Raw genomic sequence first — 25,161 nt, forward strand, 5'->3', positions numbered from 1 at the left:
CTCCTGGAACGACTCGGGAGGGCTCATGCCGCAGATCACCGTCGACTACTCCGACAGCCTGGCGGACGGCTTCGACCGGCCCGGCTTCGCGCGGGCCCTGCACACCGCGGTGGTCGACATCGCGGCCGCCAGGCCCCCGGCGTGCACGACGCAGTTCCGCCGGACCGAGGACACCGTGGTCGGCCCCGACACCGAGGGTCACGCCGTCGTCCACGTCACCCTGGGGCTGCTCGCGGGCCGCACCGAGGAGACCAAGGCGCGGCTCACCGAGGCCGTGCTGGGCCTGCTGCGGCAGTTCGTGAAGCCCGGCGGGTCAGTGGCCGTGCACGCCTCCGCCGAGGTGCGCGAACTCGACCCGTCGTACCGGAAGTACGAGAGCGAGTGACCGGGCGTTCCCGGCGGGCCCGTGCCCTCAGAGGTCCGGTCGGCCCAGCCACGACGGGCGGACGGGGACACCGTCCTCGTCCAGCTCGCCGACGGCGTCCGGGCCGCTGACGGTGTCCGGGCCGCCCGGGGACGGCTCATCGGGCTCAGCCGGGGCCGGTGGGTCCTGGGGTGCCGACGCGGTCTCCGGGACCCCCTCGGGGCCGGGGCCGGCAGCGGCGGGCGTCTCCGAGTCCGCCAGCAGCTCCGCCACCGTGAACCGGGTGCCGAACGACTGGTACGCCCCGTCGACGACGAGCAGGAAGCCGTCGTCCAGCCGCAGCAGCCGGCGGCGCTTCGGGCTCGTGGGGTGCCACGGCTGGTAGGTCCGGGCCCGTCGCTCCAGCTCCTCCAGCGCCTCCGCCCGGGAGCCGGTGACATGGGCCACCACCTGTGCCTCGGTGTGCTTGCGCTGCCCGGTGCCCACGGTCGTCTCCACGACCAGGCCCCACGTGGGCGTTCCGTTCACTCCGACGCCAACGCCACGAGCCGGGTGACCAGATCGGTGAACGGACCGTCGCCCGGCTCGTGCCGGAGCAGGTCCCGCAGCAGCGCGGCCAGTTCGGCGTCGGCGGCGGCCACCGCGGCCAGCGCGGCGAAGTCCTGCACCAGCTGCCTCTCCAGCTCGGCGCGCGGGATCCGCCGGCCGTCCAGCCAGATCAGGGCCGTCGACTCGGCGAGCGAGATCCAGGACCGCACCACCAGCTCCAGACGCGCCGGAGCCGGGCCCACCACGCCCAGGTGCGACAGCATCTGCTCGTAGGCGGCCTGCCGGACGGCGTCGATGATCGCGTTGGTGGTCGAGGAACCGACCGCCGGGCCGCCGCGCATCAGGGCGGAGAAGCCCGGGCCGTGCTCGTCGACGAAGTCGAAGTAGCGGCCCATCACGCGCCGCAGCCGCGCGCCCAGCGGGCCCTCGTGCGGCTCCACGAAGCGGGACGCCAGATCGTCCGCGGCCCGCTGCAACGCGGCCTCGTACAGGCTGAGTTTGCCGGGGAAGTAGTGGTACACCAGCGGGCGCGAGATGCCCGCCGCCGACGCTATCTCGTCGATGGACACCTCGTCGGGCGAGCGGCGGCTGAACAGTTCGAGGGCCACGCCGATCAACTGCTGCCGCCGCTCCTCGACTCCCATTCTGCGGCGTACCCCGGTAGTCATGCGAACACCATACCGATCGATTCCAGCCGCGAACGGTCCGGACCGAGCGCGGGTGTTCAGCGACCGGTCAGCCGAGCCCCCGGATCGTCCCGCCGTCCTTCAGCGTGCCCTCCAGGTCGGCGCGGGCACCCTGTTCGGCCTCGACGGACAGCAGATTGCCCTGCGCGGTGCCCCGGACGCCGCCCGTCGCCGTCACCGACGCCACGTCGCGGCTCCCGGCCGCCAACAGGTGCCAGGTACCCGTCTCCTCCGCCTTCCACAGCACCCCGGCCAGCACGTGCGGGGAGCGCGCCCCGCACGCCGGCACGTCCTCGGCCTTCGCCGTCACCGCGCCGGCCGCCCCGCCCGGCGTGCGGAACTGCGCCAGCACCCGCGCCCCTTCGCCGCGCCAGGTCTCGCCCCGCGTGCACACCCACTGCCCCGTCGCCGCCGCGGCCCCGGGGAGCGCGGCGGACCCGCCCTGGGCCGCCTGCGCGCCGGGCATCGGCTGCTCGGCGAACGCCCAGGCGTTCACGCTCCGCACGCCCGCCGCCCGCATCGCGGTCAGCGAGCAGGCGTACGGCGCCCAGGTGCGCAGCGCCGCCGCCCCGGACGCCTCGCGCGGCGCGGAGGGCCGGCCGGCGGTCAGGTGGGCCGGGACCACCTCGCCGAGGTCGGTGACCAGCCGGGTGCCGGTGCCGTCGGTCAGCTCCAGCACGTTCCACGACGAGCACGCGCCCTGCTGCAGGGCGGGACTGGCCAGGGGGGACGTCACCCCGTCGGTCAGCGGGAGGTCCATCGCCGCGGCCTCCGGCTCGCGCAGGTCCCGCTCGCCCGCCGACCGCACCCACGGCGCCGTCAGGTAGCGCACGTTGCCGTCGGCCCGGCTCAGCACCACCGCGCTCGCCTCCGCCCGGCCGGCACCGTCGACCCGCGCGAAGTCCAGGGCGGCGCCGTCGGCACCCTCCTTGGGCTCCGCGTACCGGGCGATGCGCAGCCCGTCGTGCAGGATCACCACCCGCGCGTTGTCCACCGTGCCCGCGTACAGCAGCTGGGGCGGCCCGGCCGGCCCGCCGGTGGGCGTCCCGGGCGTCGCCGACACCTGCACCCGCTCGCCCGGGCGGGCCCACACCGCCAGGGCGCGGCGCAGCAGGGCGTCGTCGTCCACGCCGTCGCCCCGGGCGGGCCAGACGGAGAAGTCGGTGCGCGCGGACGTCTTCCACGCGCCGGGGGCGACCCGGGTGAGCTGCCCGGGTTCCAGGGCGGCCTGCGCGGCCGGGTTCTGCGCGTACGGCGGCGCCGCGGCCCCGTCCGGTCCCCAGCCCTCGCCGGGCAGCCCCAGCAGGGCACCGCACACCACCAGCGCCGCCCCGGCGACCAGGGCGGCCTTCAGGTGCTGGCGGCGGCGCAGCAGGTCGGTGGGGCGGGCCTGGAGCGCGCACGGGTCGAACTCCGGGGAGCCGAGCAGCCGGTGCTGCGCCGGCACCCGGTCCGCCTCCCGCAGCGCGGCCTCCGGGTCGGCCACCCCGGCCCCGGTCAGCGCCTCGCGCACCTCGGCGTCCGGGAGCCGCTCCAGGCCGCGCAGCACGTACGCGGCACGCCCCGCCCCGGACAGCTCGCCCAGCCGCTGGTCCAGGGCGAGTTCCTCCGCGCCGCCCGAGCGGGGGAACAGTCGCAGGCCCCACACCTGGGGCAGCAGCGGAGGGAGCTGGGCCCGCTTCGGCCACGCCCCGCGCCGGAGCGGCCGCCCGGCCTCCAGCGCCGCCCGCAGCACCTTCAGCCGCACCAGCGCGTACCCGGGGTCGGCGGCCCGGCCGGTGGACTGGGCGGGGATGACGGGCGCCGACGTACGGCTCCGGGGCAGCGCCCGCTGGGTCAGCGCGTGCGCGGTCAGCACCCGGCGGCTGCGGCCGGAACCGGGCGGCAGCACCAGGTAGGCGAGCCGGACGAGCCGCGGGTAGTGCTCGACGAGGGCGGCCTCGGCCTGTTCGACGTCGACGGCCGGACCGGCGGACGAGGAGGCTGCGGGGCGCTGGGCGACATCCTGTGGCTGCACATACCGCAGAACGAGCGAACCCGAGGATGGTCACCTGACCGCGCCGTCACGTCCCGCCGGACGCGGGCGCGGTGCCCGGCCCGGGCGCCGCCGGCAGGCGGGCCCCTCGTCCTCGCCGTGGTCCTCGAACGTGGCCCGGGCGGCCGTCACGCGGTCTCCCTGGTCGGCGTCCACCGGGGCACCCTCGCATCGGACCGGCCCTCCCCGGCACCGGGGATTGAGCGCTCGGGCCGTTTCAGCCGTATCGGAGGCGGAGAGCCCCTAGCCGGGGCTCCGTGCGGCATGTCGCCGGAAGGACCGGAGGAACATCATGAGGCTGACCCGACCGATGCTCGCGCTGACCGGCGTGGTGGCGGCACTGGCGCTGGCGGGCTGCGGGGCCGGCGACGACGGGGAGCGGGACGTGCCGCCCACCGCCACCGGAAGCCTGGAGCACCTGGCCAGCGAGGTGAAGTGCGACCCGGACATGCAGACCGACGCGGACACGATCCGCCAGGCGATCTGCAAGAAGGGCAAGGAGAAGTACATCCTCGCCACCTTCGCCACCGACCGCGGTCAGCGCGAGTGGATCGACACGGCCAAGGACTACGGCGGTCTCTACCTCGTCGGCCGCAAGTGGGTCGTCGTCGGACACGAGAAGGTGCTGGAGGACCTGCAGGGCCGGCTCGGCGGTGACGTCGAGGAGGGCATCGACCACAGCGGCCACGGCGGCGGTGACGGCGGCGACCAGAAGGGCGGTCACGGCAAGCACGCCTCCGGCCATGCCGGGCACGGCGGCTGAGCCGTTCGCCGCGCGTCGGGACGGGAAAACACCGGAGGGCCGGTGGCGGGATCTCCCGCCACCGGCCCTCCCGCCTGTGCGGCGATGCGGTGGAACCGCGGACTACGTGCAGTCCCTACCGGTGTTGATGCACTCCACCACCTCGTTCATCAGGTCCTCGTCCATGACGTTGATGAAGTCGTTGTGGTCGGTGATGGGCTTGTGCAGCTGCTCCGGGAAGCTGTCCACGGCGTACGGGTTCTGCACCTGACCGTTCTCGATGGTCGGGGTGGGGATGTCGTACACCAGCTTGACCTGGAGCTGCGGGATGGCCTGGAAGCCGTTCGGGCAGCTGCCGTCGGCCTGGACGAAGGCCATGTGGTCCCGGTGGTTGGCGCTGTCGATGTTCTGGCCGTCCCAGCAGCTCTGGAAGTTGGACGTCCGGACCACCTGGCTGCCCTCGGGGCACAGCGGGTACTTGTCCGTCGACTGCCGGTCCTCGAAGCCGGTGCAGCTCCACGAGGTGTTGGCGTTCGCGGTGCCGTTGACGAAGGACTTGGCGTCACCGGTGATGATGCGCAGGAACTTCGGCATCGCGACGACGTCGCCCTGCTTGTTGCCGACGAACTTCAGCTCCGCCTGGGCCGGCTTGAGGATGCGGCCGATGTTGCCCTCGGCGCCGCCGCCCTGGTCGTTGGCGTCGAACTCCTCGGTGCCGTCCTGGAGACGCAGCACCGGCCAGTAGTAGGTCGACTTGTCGGCCTGGTTCTGGCAGGAGGTGTCGGCGTTGGCGAGGTCCTGGTCGCTGGAGAACGCGTCGTTGTCCTGATTGCCGACGTAGTCGTGCACGTGGTGCGCGCCGTTGTCGACGCCCGGTGCGGCGATCAGGTTGTCGCTGTTGAACAGGTTGTTCTCGTTGGTCCCGCACTCCGAGGTGAACGTGCCGGTGGAGCCGGTGTCGCCGTTGGCGGGCAGACCGTTCGGCAGGTTGCGGGAGTTGGGCGGGACGTCCTTGATGTCGATGAAGTCGGCCGCCACCGGCCCGGCGACACCGTTGCCGTTGTCGTCCGGCTGACCGCCGCCGTTCTGACCGCCGTCCTGACCGCCGCCGTTCTGGCCCCCGTTCTGGCCGTCGTTCTGACCGCCGCCGTTCTGGCCTCCGGCGGGGCGGCCGGTGCATCCGGCCAGCCGGTCCAGGTTGCCGGGGGCCTTGCCGCCGGCCCGGTTGATCTGCAGCTTGATGCGGTCGATCAGCACCTTCCGCCGGTCCTTGAGCGGACCCAGAATGGAGTTCTGGACGAAGTTCGCGTCCCCGGCCTGCGCGCGGCGCGTGGTGACCAGGCGCTGGTAGGCGTCGGTGATCTGCTGGTCCATGGAGGCCAGTTCACCGTCGACCTCGCCACGGGCCCGGTCCGGCACGTTCCGGAGTTTCTGGCCCACGTCCGGACAGTAGATCGTGACGACCTGCGACACGTTCCGTTTCGTCCGGTTGTCCGGCGCCTTCTCGTGCGCCGATGCGTAGAAGTTCGCCCAGATCAGCCCGCCCCCACCGAGCGCTAGGGCCGCCGATGCGGCAATGGCCTTGGTGGCCAGCGGCGTACGGCGTTTTCTTGTGTTGCGTCCCATGGAACTCCTCTGACTTCCTTGCGGGGCATCCCATTGCGGGGCATCGAGGCGCCCGACAGGAGTGAAGCGGCGCCCTTGAATACGGGAGCCGCCTCAGGGGTGTTCACCCGTCCCGGAAATCGTTGAGAACTTCCCGCGCTCCAGGGGTTTCAACAGCCGCTGCTCCACCGGGAGTTGTGGGCCGCCCACCCCGGGTGAGGGTGGGCGGACACGGCAGGCGGGCAGCTCCCGTCCCGCGGCGATGGGCCGGGACGGCCGGGAGGCCGGCCTCCCGGGGGTCAGCGCGCGGTCGGCGGGACGTACTGGTAGCCGACCCGGCGCACCGTGCGGATGGTCGTGCGGTGCTCGGCCCCCAGCTTGCGGCGCAGCCGGGCGATGTGGACGTCGACGGTGCGGCCGTCGCCCACGTGGCCGTAGCCCCACACCGTGCCCACCAGCTGCTCCCGGGTGTGCACCCGGTGGGGGTGGCCGACGAGATGGGCCAGCAGCTCGAACTCCAGGTAGGTGAGGTCGAGTTCGCGGTCGTCCACGGAGGCGGTGCGCCGGGCGGCGTCGATGCGGATCAGGTCGTCGGCCCGGCCGGGAACGGCGCCGTCCGCGCCTTCCGCGCCGTCCGCGCCTTCCGCGCCGCCCGACCCATCGGCACCGGTTCGGTCCGTCGGGTCGGCCCGGTCCGGCACGGGCACCGGGAACGGCGGCTGCTGGTCGGCGGGGACCAGCACCAGGTAGCCGACCATCGGCGGCTGCCCGGGCAGGACCGGCAGCGTGTGCCGGGGCGCGGGAAGCCAGGTGGCCCCCGGCGGCAGCAGGTCCGCGACGGTGACCACGTCGTCCCGGTCGACGGCGCGCAGCCGGTGTCGGGGACGGGCGGGCGCCGCGGCGGTGCGGGCGGCGGGGGAGACGGAGCGGGAGGCGGTGACGGAGGGCAGGGAACGGGGGGTCGCCATGACGGATCAGCTCTTTCGCGCGGAAGGACGTGCGTCGGGAAGGACGACGGCCGCGCGAGGAGAGGACCGGGGCGGACCGTCGTGGACGTACGCGGTGCGCGCCGGGAGACCGGAGGGGGTGGTGCGGTGCTCTACCGGGCCGGCGCGTGGGACGCGCGACAACACACCCGGTCGAAGTCGTGGTGCTGCCGGGAGGGCCAGAAGGGCTCGAGGTCGTGGCGACCCGTGGCGACGGACTTCCGGTGGCTGGCCATGCCCCCATTGAAGCAGACCCGGGCCGCCCGCAGGAGCCCGTTCCCACGGCTCGGACACCCGCCCGGCCCGAGACATCGCGAGGGGACGCCCGCCGGTACGGCGGACGCCCCCTCACGGACGGCCGGCGGTACGAACCGCGGCGATCAGACCTGGCCGGCCTTCTCCAGCGCGGTGCAGCAGGTGTCGACCAGCAGCCGCGTCACCACGTACGGGTCGACGTTGGCGTTGGGCCGGCGGTCCTCGATGTAGCCCTTGCCGTCCCGCTCCACCTGCCACGGGATGCGCACCGAGGCACCGCGGTCGGAGACGCCGTAGGAGTACTGGTCCCAGGGGGCCGTCTCGTGCAGCCCGGTGAGGCGGGCGTCGATGCCGGAGCCGTAGTTCTTGACGTGGTCCAGCGGCTTGGAGCCCTCGCCCAGCGACTCGCAGGCCGTGATGATGGCCTCGTAGCCCTCGCGCATGGCCTTGGTGGAGAAGTTGGTGTGGGCGCCCGCGCCGTTCCAGTCACCCTTGACCGGCTTGGGGTCGAGGGTCGCGGCCACGCCGAAGTCCTCCGCGGTGCGGTACAGCAGCCAGCGGGCCACCCACAGCTGGTCGGCGACCTCCAGCGGGGCCAGCGGGCCGACCTGGAACTCCCACTGGCCGGGCATGACCTCGGCGTTGATGCCGCTGATGCCGAGCCCCGCCTTCAGGCAGTTGTCCAGGTGCGCCTCGACGACGTCCCGGCCGAAGATCTCGTCCGAGCCGACACCGCAGTAGTAGCCGCCCTGCGGGGCGGGGAAGCCGCCCTTGGGGAAGCCCAGCGGGTGGCCGTCCCGGAAGAAGGTGTACTCCTGCTCGATGCCGAAGACCGGCTCCTGCGCGGCGAACCGCTCGGCCACCTCGGCCAGGGCGGCCCGGGTGTTGGACTCGTGGGGCGTCATGTCGGTGTGCAGGACCTCGCACAGCACCAGCACGTCGTCACCGCCGCGGATCGGGTCCGGGCAGACGAAGACCGGCTTGAGGACGCGGTCCGAGGCGTGGCCCTCGGCCTGGTTGGTGGACGACCCGTCGAAGCCCCAGACCGGCAGGTCGGCGCCCTTGTCGCCGTCGGCGAGGATCTTCGTCTTGGACCGCAGCTTGGCGGTCGGCTCGGTGCCGTCGATCCAGATGTACTCGGCCTTGAAGCTCACGGTCCACATCCTTCGGGTGGTCGGGGCGCTGGTGCGGGTGCTGCCGCGCCGCGCCCGGCGGGGCGCCACGCTGATGTCCCGCAGCGTGTCAACAGGCGATTTCCCGTCCATTGCCCGCACGTGAATGCCGTGTTACCGACTCCGCCGCACCCGCGGCGCCGTACGCCGACCGGCGTACGCCCGTGCTGATGGGACCGCCCGGACGCCGCTCGCCGCACGGCTGTCGTATGCCGTGCGGCTGTGTGCCGTTGTCCGCAGCTGTCGTACGCCGCGCGCCCGGCGCACGCCGTGCCCCCGTCGTGCGCCGGGCCAGTCGTCAGGGCGAGGCACTCGTCGTGTTCCTGTGCCGTGCGACTCGTCAGGCCCAGCCCCCCGGCGTGTGCCCAGCCGCCCGTCATGCGTCGTGTCCCCGGGCGGGCGCCCTGCGACGCCCGCCCGGGGACACGGGCGGGGGCCCGCCGCTCCTGGTCGGAGCGGCGGGCCCCCGTGGGACGGCGGTCCCGAGCCGAGACGTGGCCGAAACACGCCTCGCCCCCCGCGAGGGGACCGCCGTCGGGGAATTCCTGACCGCCCGGGCGTCACCCCACCTTCTCGATCACGGCCCGGCGGATCAGGAACTTGCCGGGCTCCCGGACCTGCTCGAAGGCGGCGTCGTTGAGCAGGACACAGCTCCCGGAGGTGGAGGTGACCTCCACCGTCGTGGACTTGTTGTTGTCCAGGTTGGTGACCTTCAGCTTCGTCCCGGCCGGGAACTGGTTGCTGGACGCGGCCGGGGCGCCCGGCTCGCCGGAGAGGGTGACCGTCGAGCCGTTGCACACCTGCTCGCCCACGGCCGCGGCGCCGTCGCCGCCCGGGTTCTGCGCGGCGTCACCGCCGCCCGCCTGCTCACCCTGCGCGGGCTGGGAGGGCGCCGCCGGCTGGCCACCGGCCTGGGAGCCCTGAGCCGACTCCCCCACCGTGCACCCGGACGCCTCCTGCTTGCGCTTGATCTCCTCGATGACCGCCTCGCGGTTGGCGATTCTGGCCTCCGACTGGGCGTCGGGGGCGGCCCGCTGGCCCTCGATGAACTTCTGGTTGTTGCCGAGCGCGGTGGCCAGGCCCTGACACACGGTCGAGTCGCCCGCCGCCTTGACGGACAGTGTCTGGGCGGCGTTCGACGTCGTCGCCATGAAGAAGGCGCCGCCTCCCGCCACCGTCGCGGCGCTCAGCAACAGCGCCAGCTTCTTCTTCGGACCGAGAGTTCTCCTACGCGACATGCGCGCCTCCTGAAAAGGATGGGGGAGCGTACGTCGCTATGTACGAGATACCGAACGGAGTTGCTCACCAGCCGGGGCAAGTCCGCGAAGTAACCTGCGTCACACGGCCGTTGCGGGTGTCCGCGCTACCGGGACAGGGCGTCCCGCACCGCCTCCTCACTGCGGCCGACCACCGCCGTGCCGTCGTCGGCCGTGATGATGGGCCGCTGGATCAGCTTGGGGTGCTCCGCGAGCGCCGTGATCCACCGGTCCCGCGCACCGGCATCGCGCGGCCACTCCTTGAGCCCCAGCTCCTTGGCCGCGGCCTCCTGGGTGCGCGTGATGTCCCACGGCTCCAGTCCGAGCCGTCCGAGCACCTCGCGGATCTCGTCCTCGCTCGGCACGTCCTCCAGGTAGCGCCGGACGGTGTACTCGGCGCCCTCGGCATCGAGCAGGCTGATCGCGCTGCGGCACTTGGAACAGGCGGGGTTGATCCAGATCTCCATGGGCCCCACCGTACGCCCGCCCGCGCGGAACCCGCTCTCTTCGTGGGCCCGCCCGCGAGGAATCCACTCTGTTCGAATTTCAGACGCCCCGCGCGTCTCCCTCGCACCCCCTGTGACGCGCTCTCAATTTACGTGCTGAGCAGGGCTTTTGTGGTTGTCCACAGGCCCCCGAACTGTCAGTGCCGGGCGGTACACTGGAAGCAGTGTTCGAGGGAATCGCCGGGGTCGCCGTCGACCTCGGAGCGTGCCCCGACCGCGACTGGAGGATGCCCGTGCCCGCTGCCGCCCTGAAGCCGAAGCCCCTGCCCACCCAGTCCACCGCCAAGCGTCCCGTCCTGCTCGAACTGCCCTGCGCCCCGGTCGAGAAGCGCCCGCTGCCGCCCGGCCGCCCGCGCGACTGGTACGTCACGCACAACCGCCGGCTGAAGGCGATGCGCCTGGCCATCGCCCTGCTCGACTCCGGCGTCTACCTGCCCACCCAGGCGCGCAACGAGACGATACGCAGCGCCGCGGAGATGATCGGTGTGCACCCGCCGTCGGACACCACGTGCCACATGGTCCGCGCCTTCATGCGCTACAACCGCTGAAGCGGTGAGGGGCCCCGCACCGACGGGGCTCCTGACCGGACCCTCGGCCGGCGGAGCCCCGGGTCCCGGTGCCCTGCTCGCCGGGGCACCGGAGGCACCGGGGATTCCCGGCTGCTCCCGGCTTCTCCCGGCAACTTCCGGGAATCCCGGCAAGCCCCGGGAGCCGAGCACCGGGCCTCCGGGCCCCCGGGTCACCGGGGCAGGCCCGCCATCCACCTGCGCCGGGTGTAGGCGTCGTCGTCGAAGAGGTGCCGGGCGGCCTCCAGCAGCACGCCCACCTCCGGGTTCCCGGGTTCCGTGGGCTGCCACCGCCGTACCGCCCGCTCCGCCCGCTCCCGCAGTCCCTCGTCCGTGTCCCCAGCAGTCCCACCGCCGTCCGCAGCCCCGCCACGTCCCCTCGGGCGACCAGCAGCCGGAACGCGCCCACGCGCGTCGCCCGGGGCCGGTGACCCGCCAGGCGGTCCGTCAACGTCCCGTCCGGCAGCGACCGGGCGGACGGCAGCAGCGCGGCCACCGTCTCCCGCACCACACCCGGCGCCGGGTCGTCGAGCAGCGGCAGCAGCCGTGCCGGGTCGACCGCGTCCAGGAGACGCAGTCCGGCCATCGCCCGCGCCCGGACCCGCGGCACCGGATGGCCGAGCAGCGGCCACAGCACGGCGGCGTCCCCCCGCTGCCCGCACTCCGCCAGCCCGATCACCGCGTCCGGCGGCACCTCCGGGCCGGCGCACCGCTCCCGGTACCAGGACAGCGGGTCCCGGCCGTCCTGCCGCACCACGTACCGCGCGCCGGCCCGCACGAGCGCCGACCGGTCGGCCAGGAACCCCTGGGCGCGCTCCGGCAGCCCCGCCCGCCGCAGCGCCGTGACCCCGGCCGCCCGCACCCGCGGACCGCGGGCGGTCAGCAGCGGTTCCAGCACCCCCTCCCGGTCGGCCCCGCGCGCCAGGGCCGCCAGTGCGGCGTCGGCGCACACCGACCGGACGACGATGTCGTGGTCCGCGTGGGCGCGACGGGCCAGCTCGGCGGGGGAGAACCGCCCCTCCCCGACGGCCAGCCGGACGGCGAACCGGCGCACGGACCGTTCCGGGTGGGCGCACAGCCGCAGCACCTCCTCACGCGGCGCCCGGCGCAGCACGGCGCCCAGCAGCTCGACCGCGAACGTCCCCCGCGCACGCTCCCCGGCGCGCAGGACCACCGGTGCCAGGGCGAACGCCGACCGCGCGTCGAGCGCCCCGGTCAGCAGCCGGCGGGCCCGCTCCCGCACCGGGGCGACCCAGTCGGCCGCCCGCAGGACCAGCAGCGGCAGCAGCACCGGGTGCGCCAGGGCCTCGCCGAGCGCCGACTCGCGCACGCGGCCGTCCGGATGGCAGAGCGCCCGCGCGGCCCGCGCCACCGGGTCCGGACCGGGAGCGTCCGGGCCGTCGGGCGGCGCCGCCCCGTACCGGATGTCCCACCGGAGCCTCAGGTCGAAGGCCGTCCAGGCCCCTGGATCACCGCCGTCCAGGCCCTCGGCCGGGAACGGCCCGCCGAGCAGCCGCACCGCCGCGCTCTCTCCACGCCCCACGTCCACCACGCCCCCCGCGAGCTGTTGTTCCCGCCGACCATAGGCGTGAGGGGGAGCGGCTGTCGCGGGAGAATCAGTACGGCTGGAAGCCGATGTACCCCAGCAGCAGGATCACCGCGACGATCCCGCCCAGGACCAGGACGGTCGACGTCCAGCGGGAGCGCCCGGCCGACCCGCGGTGCTCCGGTTCGGGGCGGAACGGGACCGGCCCGGGAGGGTTGTCCTTCCACCGGGCGGCGAGCATCCGGGCCCGCGCCGACGGCTCCTTGTGCGGGGCGTCGTCGGCCCACCTGATGTCGAACTCCCGCTCCTCTTCGTCCCTCTCGGACATCCCCGTGACCTCTCTCGAACAACCGTGTCAGGTCCCATGGTCCCCTGAAGGCCGCCCCCGGCGGAAGTGTTCCGGCCACGGGCGGCCGCCGGCGCCCACCGGAGCGCCTCGGCAGGAAGACACACGGGGCGGGTGCGTCACGTCTGCTCGACGAAGAGCGGAGTACCCACCACCACCTGCCGGATGCCGCCGATGCCGGCACGCCTGACCTGTTGCCTCTGTGCATCGATGACGGCCACGGTGACCGCGATGCCCTTCACCGTGGGCAGGTTCGCGACGTTCTGGCCGTTGACCCGCATCACCGCCTGCCAGGCGTAGGAGCATGCGCCGGAGAGGTCGTCGTGGACGGGGGACGATGCCTCTTCGGCCTTCTCCGTGATGGCCCGGAACGGATCGATGCTGGGGCTGAGCACACTGGAGGAGGTGGACACTCCGGTTGCGTGGTGTGCGGCTCCCACCAGGACGAGTGCAACCCCTCCATCATGACCGGCCACCCAGAACTGCTGCTCGTCCACGAACCTCGCGGCCGGACTCCGGAACGAGAAGAAGGGGGGCAGTGGCGTCGTGCCGACGGTCAGGTTCTCGAAGCCCGGCGGTGCCAGGTCCTTGGTGATCCTTCCCTCCAGACGGCGGATTTCGCTGACCAGATGCGGCGTGGCATGGGTGAACCGGAGTTCTGCCTCGGCAATCGGGGTCTTGAGCTTCATACTGAGTTCGCGGAAGGAATCCCAGAGGCTCCTTCGGTAGTGCGTCGACAACAGCTCGGTCTTCGATTTCGAGATGTACCAGAAGTAACTCACGCCCGGTTCCTGTTGATGGAAATGCATGGTTGGGAGTGGCCCGCCACGTCCTGCAGCATGAGATCGAACTGCTCGACTGTGCGGCGGTCGGGGAATCCCGTATCCACGAACTCCGAACGGTCGTCCTGGTAGTCGTGGGGTTGGCGGGAGAGGCCGTCGAGCAGGGTGACGAGGGGCTGTACGTGGTGCGGGCCCAGCCATGCGACCGGTCTCTCGATCCAGTCCACCTGCCCGTACAGCCCCAGCAGCCCGAGTGCGTAGTCGACATCTGCGACCGTGATGTTCCTCCGGAAGAACGGGCAGACCAGTGACCTCTCGATGGTGTCGAGTCCGAAGGCGCCGGTCGCCACCCCGTAGAGGATCCGCATGATCGCGGACTCCTCCAGCCGGGGGCCGGGGATCACGCTCCTGGTCAGGCACGCACTGATCAACTCGTCGGTGCGCGGCGAGAACTGGGCGAGATCCAGCCCGTGGACGAGCGAGGAATCGTTGGCCAGCAGTGCCTGCCAACGGCTCAGCCACTGGGCCTCACCGAGATGGCTCGAGTCCAGGAAGCTGCAGTCCGCGAGCAGCATGTGCTGGATCCGTTCCCAGAAAAGTGTGGTCCTCGTCAGACGGGCGGGGATGTCCAGTACGGCATCGAACGACATGGCCCCGCGGAGACTGCGACGGTTGCTGACCGGGAGAAGATAGCGACCCTCCCGGACCCCGAACAGCTGAATGACGTGGCTTTTTACCCTTCTTCCGCCCACGAGAACTTCGACGTTTTCGTACAGGGGCCCCGCCGCCGCGGATCCGATGGCATTGGCATGTTCGATCGCGTGATTCACCGGCGGCAGCAAGGGGCCGTTCCGTTCCCAGAGGTCGTCCTCCTCGGCGGGTAAGCGGAGAACGTAGAGGCGCTGCGTGGGCAGGTGGCGGCAGTGAAAGACTTCGGCCTCGGCGCCGGAACCGATGTGCCGCGTGATGCTGAACCAGCCGAAATCCTGTCCGACATAATCGGTTGCAGAGATCATGAGGAACTCGCCTTACCGCGACCCGAGGGAGCCCGATTTTCTCAGCCGACCAACGGGAGGGCAAGGGTGCGCGGAAGGGGCGAGCGATGGCTGGGGCGCGACCGCAGCATCCGTCCGTACCTCCCGGCCGGAACGGGCGTCGGCCGTGTCCCCACCACGGGAGGGAACACGGCCGACGGACCCGGAAGGCGGCCGGGCCGGAAGCGGTCACCCGCTCCGGCCCGGGGCGGTGTCACACGTCGAAGTACAGCTCGAACTCGTGGGGGTGCGGGCGCAGCTGCAGCGGGGCGATCTCGCTGGTGCGCTTGAGGTCGATCCAGGTCTCGATCAGGTCCGGGGTGAAGACGTCGCCCTGGAGGAGGAACTCGTGGTCGGCCTCCAGGTGGTCGAGGACGGCGGGGAGCGAGGTCGGGACCTGGGCGACGTTGGCGTGCTCCTCGGGAGCCAGCTCGTAGAGGTCCTTGTCGATCGGCTCGGCCGGCTCGATCTTGTTCTTGATGCCGTCCAGGCCCGCGAGCAGCAGCGCGGAGAACGCCAGGTACGGGTTGCCGGAGGCGTCCGGGGCGCGGAACTCGACGCGCTTGGCCTTCGGGTTGGACCCGGTGATCGGGATGCGCATGGCGGCGGAGCGGTTGCGCTGCGAGTACACCAGGTTGACGGGGGCCTCGAAGCCCGGCACCAGACGGTGGTACGAGTTCACCGTCGGGTTGGTGAACGCCAGCAGCGACGGGGCGTGCTTGAGGATGCCGCCGATGTAGTAGCGGGCGGTGTCCGACAGGCCGGCGTAGCCCTGCTCGTCGTAGAAGAGCGGCTCGCCGCCCGCCCACAGGGACTGGTGGACGTGCATGCCCGAGCCGTTGTCACCGAAGATCGGCTTCGGCATGAAGGTCGCGGTCTTGCCGTTGCGCCAGGCGACGTTCTTCACGATGTACTTGAAGAGCTGGAGGTCGTCGGCGGCGGCGAGCAGCGTGTTGAACTTGTAGTTGATCTCGGCCTGGCCGGCGGTGCCCACCTCGTGGTGCTGGCGCTCGACCTTCAGGCCGGCCTTGGCCAGCTCCAGGGAGATCTCGGCGCGCAGGTCGGCGAAGTGGTCGACCGGCGGGACCGGGAAGTAGCCGCCCTTGTAGCGGACCTTGTAGCCGCGGTTGTCCTCCAGCGCACCGGTGTTCCAGGCGCCCGCCTCGGAGTCGATGTGGTAGAAGGACTCGTTCTCGGAGGTCTTGAAGCGCACGCTGTCGAAGACGTAGAACTCGGCCTCGGGGCCGAAGAACGCGGTGTCCGCGATGCCGGTGGAGGCCAGGTACGCCTCGGCCTTGCGGGCCACGTTCCGCGGGTCGCGGGAGTACTGCTCGCCCGTGATCGGGTCGTGGATGAAGAAGTTGATGTTCAGCGTCTTGTCGCGGCGGAACGAGTCGACGCGGGCCGTGGACAGGTCGGCGCGCAGCGACATGTCGGACTCGTGGATGGCCTGGAACCCGCGGATCGAGGATCCGTCGAAGGCCAGCTCCTCGTCCGGGTCGAACGCCTCGGCAGGGACCGTGACGTGCTGCATCACACCCGGGAGGTCGCAGAACCGGACGTCGATGAACTTGACGTCCTCGTCCGCGATGAACTTCTTGGCCTCGTCGGCGTTCTGGAACATCCAGCTCCTCCTACTCCCGACCGTCCCGCCGGGGTGGTAGATCGTTCGTGCGGCCAGTGCGGGTGGCACACGCTGTGTTCGACCCTAGGGACGGGTGATTTCTCGGGCGTGACCCATTTGTTTCGCACACGTTAACCGCGCCCTCGCCGACGAGGTCCCGGACACACCCCGCCCTGCTCCGGTCATATGCGGGCGCAGTACCGTGGACGGGTGGACAACAGGCAAGCAATCGGATCATGGCTCTCCGGCCCGCGTGCGGCCATGGAGGACGCCGGTGCCGACTTCGGGTACCGGGGCGAGCAGCTCGGGCTGCCCGAGGACGGGCCGGGCTCGATCGCCCGCCCCGGCCGCAGGCTCGGCGCGCTGGCGGTGGACTGGGCGATGTGCGCGCTGATCGCGTCCCAGCTGATCACCGGCAGCTACGGCCAGACCTCGTCCAACTGGGCGCTGCTCATCTTCTTCGTCATGAGCGTGCTCACCGTCGGGACGATCGGCTGCACGCCGGGCAAGCGGCTCTTCGGGCTGCGCGTGGTCGCCCTGAACACCGGGAGTGTCCAGCCGGCGCGTGCGCTGCTGCGCAGCCTGCTGCTCTGCCTGGCCCTGCCCGCCCTGATCTGGGACCGCGACGGCCGGGGGCTGCACGACCGGATGGCCGGCACGGTCGAGGTGCGGATCTGAGGGTTCCGGCCCGGCCGGGACGCCTGGACGCCGGTCCGTAGCTCCGGGAAGGACGGTTCCGGTTCCGTGACCCCTGCTCGTGGACCCCTGCGCTCGTGGACCCCTGCTCGTGCCGACGGCCACGGCCGACCCGCCCGCCCCGGGGATGCCGTGGCCCGACCCGGCGCGACGTGACCGGCGCAACGTGTCCGGGGCGACGCGCACGGCCCGACGTGCACGGCCCGCCGTATACGACGCGGGACGGCGTCGGGGGAGGGCGGAACGGCCGGACGGGACGGAGCGACCCGGCGCGGCGCCCGACGCCTCCCGTCCGCCGCCCGGCACAACCGTCACGCGCCCGGCAAGACCGCCACACGCGGCGCACCGCACGACGACCGCGCGGCACCGCGGTCACCGGCAGGCGACGCGACGCACCCCAGCGCACTGAGGGGCGCCCGGAGTGGTCCGGGCGCCCCTCAGCGCGTGTCGTCCGCGGCGGCGGTGGCTCAGCGCGGCCGGGGGCCGCCCTTCGGCAGCTTCATGCCCTTGGGCATCGGGCCCTTCGGCAGCGGCATGTTGTTCATCAGGTCGCCGAGCGCGCGCAGCCGGTCGTTGGTCGCGGTGACCTGGGGGCCGGTGAGCACCCGGGGCTTCTTCAGCATGGTCGTGCGCAGCTTCTTCAGCGGGACCTGGCCCTCGCCGGTGCCCACGATCAGGTCGTGCACCGGGACGTCGGCGACGATGCGGTTCATCCGCTTCTTCTCCGCGGCCAGCAGGGTCTTCACCCGGTTCGGGTTGCCCTCGGCGACCAGCACGATGCCGGCCTTGCCGACCGCGCGGTGCACCACGTCCTGGTTGCGGTTCATGGCCACCGCCGGGGTGGTCGTCCAGCCCCGGCCGATGTTGTCCAGCACGGCCGCGGCGGCGCCCGGCTGGCCCTCCATCTGACCGAACGCGGCCCGCTCGGCCCGGCGCCCGAACACGATCGCCGTCGCGAGGAAGGCGAGCAGGAAGCCCAGGATGCCGAGATAGATGGGGTGCCCGATCAAGAAACCGATCGCGAGGAAGACACCGAAGGTGACGATTCCGACAGCCGCGAGTACAAGACCGATCTTCTTGTCGGCCCTGCGGGTCATCTTGTAGGTCAGGGCGATCTGCTTCAGTCGCCCGGGGTTCGCAGCGTCCGCTGCGGTTTCCTTCCTCGCCATGCCCCGAAGTCTACGTGCCCCCCGGAGCGCGATCGACGGCAGTGCCCGGCCGGGGAGTCCCCGGCCGGGACACGGGCGGGCCGGGGCGCCCGGAGGCGCGGGACAGGGTGGGCCCACGGGACGGGACGCGGCGGGCTCGCGGGACGGCGCGCGGTGGGCCTGCGGGACCGGGTACGGCCGGATCAGGGGCGCGTGAGCAGCGACTGCTGCAGCGCGCGCTCGGTCTCGACCCGGTCCTTGGCGCGGCGGCGGTCCTCCAGGACGGAGGTCCAGGCGTTGCGGCGGGCCGTGCGCTGGCCGCTGCTCATCAGCAGCGACTCGACGGCCCGCAGGGCGGTGGTGAAGGACGGGATGGCGGTGGCGCGGACGGGCGCGGCCTGCATGACGGGTGTCCCTCTCGGTACGGTTCCGTGGTCGGATGCACGGGGCCGGACGCACGTGGGCGGTGCGGTGCCGGGTGCGCGTGCGGGTGTACGTGCTGTCATTCCAGGGTCACTGCTTGGTGTTACCAGGACGTGACCCGCCGGTCAAACACCCATGAAGGCCCGGTACCGGGCCCGGGAACGAGAACGCGGCCCCGCTGTGCGCCCTCATCTGCGAGGACGTGCGGGACCGCGTGCTCTCGGCCATTACTGACCAGTAATTCCTTGTGCGCGATTTCACAGGCATGCCCGGCGGCCGGAAAGCCACGGTGGTGGGGCGGCCGTGCGGCAGTGCCCCGCCCAGCCACGGTGAGACGGCTGCCCGGCCCCACCACAGCGGCCGGGCAGTTGCTGCCCCGCCCAGCCGCAGCGGTGGGGGCCGGGCAGCCGCCGTGGCGGGCAGCCCGACCACGGCGGCCGGGACGGGACGCGCCGAGGCGCCCTCAGACCGCCTGGGCGGCGACGTAGCTGCCGCGCTTCTCGACGGCCATCTGGTAGAGCCGCCCCGCGCGGTACGAGGAGCGCACCAGCGGGCCGGACATGACGCCGGAGAAGCCGATCTGCTCGGCCTCCTCCTTCAGCTCCACGAACTCGTGCGGCTTCACCCAGCGCTCCACCGGGTGGTGGCGCACCGACGGGCGCAGGTACTGGGTGATGGTGACCAGCTCGCAGCCGGCGTCGTGCAGCTGCCTCAGCGCCTCGCTGACCTCCTCACGGGTCTCGCCCATGCCGAGGATCAGGTTGGACTTGGTGACCAGGCCGACGTCACGGGCCTCGGTGAGGACCTTCAGCGAGCGCTCGTAGCGGAAGCCGGGGCGGATCCGCTTGAAGATCCGGGGCACCGTCTCCACGTTGTGCGCGAACACCTCGGGCCGGGAGGAGAAGACCTCGGCCAGCTGCTCGGGCACGGCGTTGAAGTCGGGGGCCAGCAGCTCGACCTTGGTGCGGCCGTCGGCGCGCTGCGCGGTCTGCGCGTGGATCTGGCGCACGGTCTCCGCGTAGAGCCAGGCGCCGCCGTCCTCCAGGTCGTCGCGGGCGACGCCGGTGATGGTGGCGTAGTTCAGGTCCATGGTGACCACGGACTCGCCCACCCGGCGCGGCTCGTCACGGTCGAGCGCCTCCGGCTTGCCGGTGTCGATCTGGCAGAAGTCGCAGCGCCGGGTGCACTGGTCGCCGCCGATCAGGAAGGTGGCCTCGCGGTCCTCCCAGCACTCGTAGATGTTCGGGCAGCCGGCTTCCTGGCAGACCGTGTGCAGACCCTCGCTCTTGACCAGGTTCTGCATCTTGGAGTACTCGGGGCCCATTTTGGCCCGGGTCTTGATCCACTCGGGCTTGCGCTCGATGGGGGTCTGGCTGTTGCGGACCTCCAGGCGCAGCATCTTGCGTCCGTCGGGTGCGACTGCGGACACATCGGCTCCCTAGCGTTTGATTCTTCGGCGTTCCCCAGGGTACGCCCGTTGATTTGGTGGCCGGAGGCGGCGTCCGCCCCTCCGGCCGGGCCGTCAGGCCGCCGGTGTCCTCTCGATCTCCCGCGGCTTGAGGTCCGCGTTCTCCAGGATGTCCTTCAGGTGCCGTTCGACCACGGGCAGCACCTCGTCCAGGGTGACGTCGCGCCCCAGCTCGTTCGCCAGGGACGTCACGCCGGCGTCGCGGATGCCGCACGGGATGATGCGGTCGAACCAGACGTTGTCCGGGTTCACGTTGAGCGCGAAGCCGTGCATGGTGACGCCCTTGGCCACCCGGATCCCGATGGCGGCGATCTTGCGGTCCTCGCGCCGCTGTCCGGCGTTGGACGGGGCGTACTCCGGGCCGTTCAGCCGGGGGTCGAACTCCTCGTCGTGCAGCCGCGGGTCGAAGTCGAGGGAGAGTCCGCCGAGCGCGGGCCGCTGCTCGACCGGGTCGCCCAGCACCCACACGCCGCTGCGCCCCTCGACCCGGGTGGTCGCCAGGCCGAAGTCGGCGCAGGTGCGGATGAGGGCCTCCTCCAGGCGGCGCACGTGGGCGACCACGTCCACCGGGCGGGGCAGCTTCTGGATCGGGTAGCCCACCAGCTGGCCGGGGCCGTGCCAGGTGATCTTGCCGCCGCGGTCCACGTCGATCACGGGGGTGCCGTCGAGGGGGCGTTCGCTCTCCTCGGTCCGGCGGCCGGCCGTGTAGACCGGGGGGTGCTCCAGGAGGAGCACGGTGTCGGGCACCTCGTCGGCGAAGCGGGCCGCGTGCACCCGGCGCTGTTCGTCCCAGGCCACCCGATAGTCCACGGCCTCGGCTCCGAAGCCCATCCGGACGAACCGCACCTCGCTCACGGCAAGCGCCTCCTTGGAAAGCTCGTAAGGCACGCAACGCGCCCACGCCACTGTACGTCCGTCAGCCTTCCGGCCAATCCTCACACGATCGGATGAATGCCTGACGGAATGTGCGACCGCCCGCTTACTCTCCGCTACATTCGCGCCGACCGTGAGGCCGTTCGGGCTGCTCACAGGCACCCCGGCTCACAGCTCGCCCGGAAGGCAGGAGACCGCACAGCAGATGACGGAACGACCCGCGCAGCGCACCCCCAACCGCCAGCTCGCCGCGCTCATCGCAGAAGCGGGGTTCTCCAACGCGGGGCTCGCCCGTCGCGTGGACCAGCTCGGTCTCGAACACGGACTCGACCTGAGATACGACAAGACGTCCGTCACCCGCTGGCTGCGCGGACAGCAGCCGCGGGGCACCACACCGGCCCTCATCGCCGAGGTCTTCACCCGGCGGCTGGGCCGCCGGCTCACCGCGCAGGACCTGGGCCTGGACGCCTGCGCGCCCGTCTACGCGGGGCTGGAGTTCGCGGCCACCCCCGAGGAGGCCGTCGACATCGTCAGCGGGCTGTGGCGCAAGGACTCCGGCAGCCACGCCGAACTCCGCAAGATCGCCTTCACCTCCGCGGGGCTCGTCGTCCCCAGCCGGGACTGGCTGATCGGCCGTCCCGACGAGAAGGTCGCCCGCGCGGAGCCCCCCGTCCGGGTCCCCGCCCAGGGCCGCCCCGCCGTCCGGCCCCCAGGGGCCCCGGGGCTCGTCCCGCGCCGCGCCCGCGGCGCCGAACGCGGTCCGGGCCAGCGGGTCAGCGGCGGCGACATCGCCGCCCTGCGCTCCGTGGGCGAGCTGTTCCGCACCCTCGACGACGCCTACGGCGGCGGCCACGCCCGGCAGGCGCTGGTGCGCTACCTGGAGCACGAGTGCGAACCGATGCTGCGCGGCACCTACGGCGAGCAGACCGGCCGCCGGCTGTTCGCCGCCGCCGCCGACCTGACCCGGCTGGCCGGCTGGACCTCGTACGACATCGCCGCGCACGGGCTCGCCCAGCGCTACTTCGTGCAGGCGCTGCGGCTCGCCCAGGCCGCCGGAGACCGGGCCTACGGCGCCTACGTGCTGGTGACGATGAGCCGCCAGGCGGTGTACCTCGGGCACGGGCGCGAGGCGGTGCAGCTCGCCCGGGTCGCCCAGCAGGGCGCCGGCGGCTCCGTCCCACCGGCCGTGCAGGCGCTGCTGCACGCCGCCGAGGCCCGCGGACACGGGGTGCTCGGCGAGGTGCGCGCCTGCACCACCGCCCTGGTCCGCGCGGAACGCGCCCTGGCGGCCGCCCGGCCCGGCGACGAGGTGCCGCACTGGGCGCGGTTCTTCGACGAGGCCCAGCTCGCCGACGAGTTCGGCCACTGTCACCGCGACCTCCAGCAGTTCCGCGCCGCCGCCCAGCACGCCGAGCGCTCCCTGCAACTGCGCGCGCCGGCGTACGCCCGCAGCCGGCTGTTCAGCCGGGTCGTCCTCGCCACCGCCCGCCTCGGCCTGGGCGAACTCGACCAGGCGTGCCAGCTCGCGGTGGAGGCGGCCGGCCAGGCGGCGGAGATGCGGTCGGTGCGGGCCGTGGAGTACGTGCGCGACTTCGAGCGCCGTCTGGAGCCGTACCGCGACGCGGGCCCGGTGCGCACCTACCGGGACAAGGTGGCGGCCCTCGGATAGCCGACCTCCGGGCCGTCGGGCTGCCTGACCTCGTAGCTCCGCACCTCCGGGCCGCCTGACCTCCGGTCCGCCGGGAGCCACCGGACGGCGGCCCGGCGGCCCGGCGGACCCGGAAGCGTCCGCGCCCGGCTGCGTCCGAGCCCGGAAGCGCCGCCGTCCGACGCCGTCCGCCCACGCGCACCCGTGGCCCGCTCGGCGTCGCGCGGGGTTGGCCCGCGGGCCGGGAGCCGGGACGCGGCTCCGGGCCCGCGGAGGTCCGTCACCGCCCCGTCAGGCCGCCCGCGGGGCCGTCGGCAGCGGGTCCGAGGTGTGCAGGGGGCGGCCCGCGCCGAGGTCGGTCAGCAGGGCGGTGGCCGCCCGGCGGCCGGAGTGCAGCGCGCCCTGCACGGTGCTGGTGTCCCGGTGGTCGCCGCACACGTACAGCCCCGCCAGCAGCCGCACCGGCCGGCGCAGGTCGTGCGGGGCCCGCATCGCCGGGACGGCGTGCGGGGTGTGGTGCACGGCCAGCGTCTCCCAGCGGCTGGTCGACGTGCCGTAGAGCCGGTTCAGGTGCATCCGGACGGCGGTGTCCACCTGGGCCGGGGGAGTACCGAGCACCGTCGAGGTGACCAGCGCGCGGCCGGCCGGCGCCCGCGTGGGGTCGACCCGGCTGACCACGGCCGTGTGGGCCACCGGCCCGCCCCGGTCCGCGTCGAGCAGCAGCGCGGTGCCGGTGGCGGGCGGCTCGTCGGTCGCGTGGTGCACCACGGTCACCGGGTGGAAGTCCGGCACCCGCAGCCCCGGCAGCAGCTCCGCCGCGGAGCGGGCGTCGGTCGCCACGAGCACGGCGCGGCAGCGGAACTCGCCGTGCTCGGCGGTGGTCACCGAGGTGGTGGACACGGACGTGACCCGGACGCCGGTGTGCACGGTGCCCGGCGGCAGTCCCCGCCGCAGCAGCTCCGGCAGGGCATCCGCGCCGCCCTCCGGCAGGCACAGCCGCCCCCGCGCGAAGGAGCGCAGGGCGAGGTCCGCGCACCGGCTCGACGTGGTGAGGTCCGGGTCGCACAACAGCGCGGCCAGCAGCGGACGCAGGAAGCCGTCGATGGTGCGGGCCGGCAGCCCCCGAGCCACCAGCGCCTCCGCGGCGGTCAGTTCCGGCCGGGCCAGCACCCGCTCCACGGGCGTCCCCGCGAGCCGGGTGAACGCGGCCCCCAGCCGGGCCTGGTCCACCGCGGTGCCCAGCGGCGCGCCGGTGCGGCTGCGGGGGACGGAGACCTGACGGCCCGGCACCGCGGCCGGCCGCCGGGGCCCGCCCCGGGGATGGGGAGCGCTCGCGAAGGCGCGCACCGCATGGAGTGCGCCCCGTGCGCCCCCGGCGCCCGACGGAGCGCCCGCGCGGTGGTGCCGTCCGTCGCTGTGCAGCAGGACACCGGGCGCGAAGGGGTGCAGGACCAGGCCGTCCAGGCCCGCGTTCAGCCGTAGTTCGGGATACGCCGTCGACAGCAACTGCCCGATCCGGTCGAGCCGGAAGCCGTCGATCTTCTCGGTCGCCATGCGGCCGCCCACCTGCCGGGCGGACTCCAGGACCATGGTGCCGACTCCTGCGCTGGTCAGCCGACGCGCCGCGGCGAGGCCGGCGACACCGGCCCCCACGACGACGACGTCCGCCTGGTGCGTGGGCTCAAGCACGTGCCCCTCCTCGAGGTTGCGCGGGCGCTGGAGACGTCATGCCCTCAACAGGCCCCAGGGATACCCGAGTTCAGGTCGAGGTTAGGCACCTGACCGGTCCGGGGCAGTCGCGCATCGACAGGGCACGGGCGCACGGCGGTCGCATACCGACCGCACCCGGACGGGAAGAGGTCACAGGGGGCGCGGACCCGGGGACAGACGGTCGCATCCGCTCACAGGGCCGCCCGCACCGCCCCCTCGACGTCCGGGAAGGCGAACCGGAAGTCCGACTCCAGCAGCCGCTTCGGCAGCACCCGGGCACTGCCCAGCACGTCCCCGGACATCTCCCCCAGCACGGTCCGCAGCACCGGCGCGGGCACCGCGAACACCGCAGGACGGCGCAGCACCCGGGCCATCACCCGGGTGATCTCCGCGTTGGTCGCCGGCCGCGGCGCGGTCACGTTGAACGGCCCCGACAGCCCCTCGTGCTCCAGCAGATGGCGCAGCGCGGCCACCACGTCGTGCAGGGCCACGAACGACCAGTACTGCCGACCGTCCCCCAGCCGGCCGCCCAGCCCGGCCCGGAACAGCGGGAAGAGGCGGCCCCACGCCCCGCCGTCGCGCGACACCACCAGCCCGGTCCGCGGGAACACCGTGCGCACTCCCGCCCGTTCGGCCGGAGCCGCCGCGCCCTCCCACTCCCGGCACACCGACGGCAGGAAGCCCTCCCCGGCCGGGGCGCTCTCGTCGACCTCCCGGTCACCGGTCTCGCCGTAGTAGCCGATCGCGCTCCCGTTGACGAAGACCCGCGGCCGCTCGCCCTCCGCCAGCCCCGCCACCGCCGACGCCAGCGCCGCCGTGCCGTGCACCCGGCTCGACCGGATCCGCTCCTTGTACGCGGGTGTCCAACGCCGGTCGCCGACCCCGGCCCCGGCCAGGTTCACCACCGCGTCGCAGCCGGCCAGCCCGGCCGCGTCCACGTCACCCGCCTCCGGGTCCCACCGGACCTCGTCCGGGCCCCGGGGCGCCCGGCGCACCAGCCGGACCACCTCGTGCCCGTCCGCGACCAGCGACCGCACCAGGGCACCACCGATGAGACCGGACGCACCGGCCACCGCGACTCGTGACTGTTCCATGCCGCCCATCCTGCCGTCCCGGGCCCCGGAACGGGCGACCGCGGCGG

The 25,161-nt window shown here is 73.2% G+C and carries 24 protein-coding genes; 5 read left to right on the forward strand and 19 right to left on the reverse strand.

Annotated features, from left to right (window positions below):
- Positions 1-25 precede the first annotated feature (25 nt).
- Positions 26-385, forward strand: coding sequence for a 5-carboxymethyl-2-hydroxymuconate Delta-isomerase (locus tag AC02VZ_RS02310; RefSeq protein WP_476474377.1), 360 nt, complete (start codon positions 26-28; stop codon positions 383-385).
- Positions 386-412: 27 nt separating this feature from the next.
- Here the strand turns inward: AC02VZ_RS02310 and AC02VZ_RS02315 are convergent, their stop codons facing one another.
- The 3 genes from AC02VZ_RS02315 to AC02VZ_RS02325 all read right to left on the reverse strand — a co-directional run bounded on the left by AC02VZ_RS02315 (position 413) and on the right by AC02VZ_RS02325 (position 3,616).
- Complete coding sequence (locus AC02VZ_RS02315) at positions 413-892, reverse strand: hypothetical protein (RefSeq protein ID WP_476474378.1); 480 nt, start codon at positions 890-892, stop codon at positions 413-415.
- Positions 889-1,581, reverse strand: a complete 693-nt coding sequence (locus tag AC02VZ_RS02320; RefSeq protein ID WP_476474379.1) for a TetR/AcrR family transcriptional regulator — start codon at positions 1,579-1,581, stop codon at positions 889-891. The genes AC02VZ_RS02315 and AC02VZ_RS02320 overlap by 4 nt, the downstream gene beginning before the upstream one ends.
- 67 nt (positions 1,582-1,648) lie before the next feature.
- Positions 1,649-3,616 carry a hypothetical protein gene (locus tag AC02VZ_RS02325; protein WP_476474380.1) on the reverse strand — a complete coding sequence of 656 codons (1,968 nt, stop codon included), beginning with the start codon at positions 3,614-3,616 and terminating at the stop codon, positions 1,649-1,651.
- Between the two features lie 310 nt (positions 3,617-3,926).
- Here AC02VZ_RS02325 and AC02VZ_RS02330 point away from each other — a divergent pair, with 310 nt between their 5' ends.
- Positions 3,927-4,397: a hypothetical protein gene (locus AC02VZ_RS02330; RefSeq protein WP_432055795.1), complete on the forward strand. Its 471-nt coding sequence runs from the start codon at positions 3,927-3,929 to the stop codon at positions 4,395-4,397.
- Between the two features lie 102 nt (positions 4,398-4,499).
- Here AC02VZ_RS02330 and AC02VZ_RS02335 read toward each other — a convergent pair whose 3' ends face one another.
- The 5 genes from AC02VZ_RS02335 to AC02VZ_RS02355 all read right to left on the reverse strand — a co-directional run bounded on the left by AC02VZ_RS02335 (position 4,500) and on the right by AC02VZ_RS02355 (position 10,117).
- Positions 4,500-6,002, reverse strand: a complete 1,503-nt coding sequence (locus AC02VZ_RS02335) for a DUF1996 domain-containing protein (RefSeq protein ID WP_432055794.1) — start codon at positions 6,000-6,002, stop codon at positions 4,500-4,502.
- Positions 6,003-6,280: 278 nt separating this feature from the next.
- Complete coding sequence (locus AC02VZ_RS02340) at positions 6,281-6,949, reverse strand: winged helix-turn-helix domain-containing protein (protein ID WP_476474381.1); 669 nt, start codon at positions 6,947-6,949, stop codon at positions 6,281-6,283.
- Positions 6,950-7,347: 398 nt separating this feature from the next.
- On the reverse strand, positions 7,348-8,376 hold the full coding sequence (glnII, locus tag AC02VZ_RS02345; RefSeq protein ID WP_432055792.1) for a glutamine synthetase: 1,029 nt from the start codon (positions 8,374-8,376) through the stop codon (positions 7,348-7,350).
- Between the two features lie 578 nt (positions 8,377-8,954).
- Entirely contained in the window at positions 8,955-9,632 is a 678-nt protein-coding gene (locus AC02VZ_RS02350; RefSeq protein ID WP_476474382.1) for an RlpA-like double-psi beta-barrel domain-containing protein, read from the reverse strand.
- A gap of 125 nt (positions 9,633-9,757) precedes the next feature.
- Positions 9,758-10,117 carry an arsenate reductase family protein gene (locus AC02VZ_RS02355; protein WP_476474383.1) on the reverse strand — a complete coding sequence of 120 codons (360 nt, stop codon included), beginning with the start codon at positions 10,115-10,117 and terminating at the stop codon, positions 9,758-9,760.
- A gap of 272 nt (positions 10,118-10,389) precedes the next feature.
- Between AC02VZ_RS02355 and AC02VZ_RS02360 the strand changes: the two genes are divergently transcribed.
- Positions 10,390-10,704, forward strand: a complete 315-nt coding sequence (locus tag AC02VZ_RS02360) for a hypothetical protein (RefSeq protein ID WP_476474537.1) — start codon at positions 10,390-10,392, stop codon at positions 10,702-10,704.
- On the opposite strand, the gene AC02VZ_RS02365 is transcribed toward AC02VZ_RS02360, so the two are convergent.
- The 5 genes from AC02VZ_RS02365 to glnA form a co-directional block, all read right to left on the reverse strand.
- Complete coding sequence (locus AC02VZ_RS02365; protein WP_476474384.1) at positions 10,685-12,265, reverse strand: hypothetical protein; 1,581 nt, start codon at positions 12,263-12,265, stop codon at positions 10,685-10,687. The two genes, AC02VZ_RS02360 and AC02VZ_RS02365, sit on opposite strands and share 20 nt — an antisense overlap.
- Before the next feature lie 73 nt (positions 12,266-12,338).
- On the reverse strand, positions 12,339-12,596 hold the full coding sequence (locus AC02VZ_RS02370; protein WP_432058908.1) for an SCO2583/SCO2584 N-terminal domain-containing protein: 258 nt from the start codon (positions 12,594-12,596) through the stop codon (positions 12,339-12,341).
- Positions 12,597-12,733: 137 nt separating this feature from the next.
- Positions 12,734-13,396, reverse strand: a complete 663-nt coding sequence (locus AC02VZ_RS02375) for a DUF7019 family protein (RefSeq protein ID WP_476474385.1) — start codon at positions 13,394-13,396, stop codon at positions 12,734-12,736.
- A complete protein-coding gene (locus AC02VZ_RS02380) occupies positions 13,393-14,412 on the reverse strand; it encodes a hypothetical protein (RefSeq protein ID WP_476474386.1) in 1,020 nt (339 codons plus the stop codon). Before AC02VZ_RS02380 ends, AC02VZ_RS02375 begins: the two co-directional genes overlap by 4 nt.
- Positions 14,413-14,644: 232 nt before the next feature.
- The gene (glnA, locus tag AC02VZ_RS02385) at positions 14,645-16,054 is read right to left on the reverse strand and encodes a type I glutamate--ammonia ligase (protein WP_476474387.1); all 1,410 of its coding nucleotides are present in this window, start codon (positions 16,052-16,054) and stop codon (positions 14,645-14,647) included.
- 210 nt (positions 16,055-16,264) lie between these two features.
- Here glnA and AC02VZ_RS02390 point away from each other — a divergent pair, with 210 nt between their 5' ends.
- Positions 16,265-16,732 carry an RDD family protein gene (locus AC02VZ_RS02390; protein ID WP_432058905.1) on the forward strand — a complete coding sequence of 156 codons (468 nt, stop codon included), beginning with the start codon at positions 16,265-16,267 and terminating at the stop codon, positions 16,730-16,732.
- Positions 16,733-17,217: 485 nt separating this feature from the next.
- On the opposite strand, the gene AC02VZ_RS02395 is transcribed toward AC02VZ_RS02390, so the two are convergent.
- The 4 genes from AC02VZ_RS02395 to lipB form a co-directional block, all read right to left on the reverse strand.
- Positions 17,218-17,919 (reverse strand): DUF4191 domain-containing protein, encoded by a 702-nt coding sequence (locus AC02VZ_RS02395; RefSeq protein ID WP_476474388.1) that lies wholly within the window; start codon positions 17,917-17,919, stop codon positions 17,218-17,220.
- A gap of 182 nt (positions 17,920-18,101) precedes the next feature.
- Positions 18,102-18,302 carry an SCO2195 family GlnR-regulated protein gene (locus AC02VZ_RS02400; protein ID WP_476474389.1) on the reverse strand — a complete coding sequence of 67 codons (201 nt, stop codon included), beginning with the start codon at positions 18,300-18,302 and terminating at the stop codon, positions 18,102-18,104.
- Positions 18,303-18,784: 482 nt separating this feature from the next.
- A complete protein-coding gene (gene lipA / locus AC02VZ_RS02405; RefSeq protein ID WP_476474390.1) occupies positions 18,785-19,750 on the reverse strand; it encodes a lipoyl synthase in 966 nt (321 codons plus the stop codon).
- 93 nt (positions 19,751-19,843) lie between these two features.
- Positions 19,844-20,644, reverse strand: a complete 801-nt coding sequence (gene lipB, locus AC02VZ_RS02410; protein WP_476474391.1) for a lipoyl(octanoyl) transferase LipB — start codon at positions 20,642-20,644, stop codon at positions 19,844-19,846.
- Positions 20,645-20,867: 223 nt separating this feature from the next.
- Between lipB and AC02VZ_RS02415 the strand changes: the two genes are divergently transcribed.
- Complete coding sequence (locus AC02VZ_RS02415; RefSeq protein ID WP_476474392.1) at positions 20,868-22,331, forward strand: regulator; 1,464 nt, start codon at positions 20,868-20,870, stop codon at positions 22,329-22,331.
- Between the two features lie 270 nt (positions 22,332-22,601).
- Here AC02VZ_RS02415 and AC02VZ_RS02420 read toward each other — a convergent pair whose 3' ends face one another.
- Both AC02VZ_RS02420 and AC02VZ_RS02425 read right to left on the reverse strand, forming a co-directional pair.
- Complete coding sequence (locus AC02VZ_RS02420; protein WP_476474393.1) at positions 22,602-23,999, reverse strand: NAD(P)/FAD-dependent oxidoreductase; 1,398 nt, start codon at positions 23,997-23,999, stop codon at positions 22,602-22,604.
- A gap of 212 nt (positions 24,000-24,211) precedes the next feature.
- Positions 24,212-25,114, reverse strand: coding sequence for a TIGR01777 family oxidoreductase (locus tag AC02VZ_RS02425; RefSeq protein ID WP_476474394.1), 903 nt, complete (start codon positions 25,112-25,114; stop codon positions 24,212-24,214).
- Between the last annotated feature and the right edge of the window lie 47 nt (positions 25,115-25,161).

This window comes from Streptomyces sp. 3-6 (genome assembly GCF_056323165.1).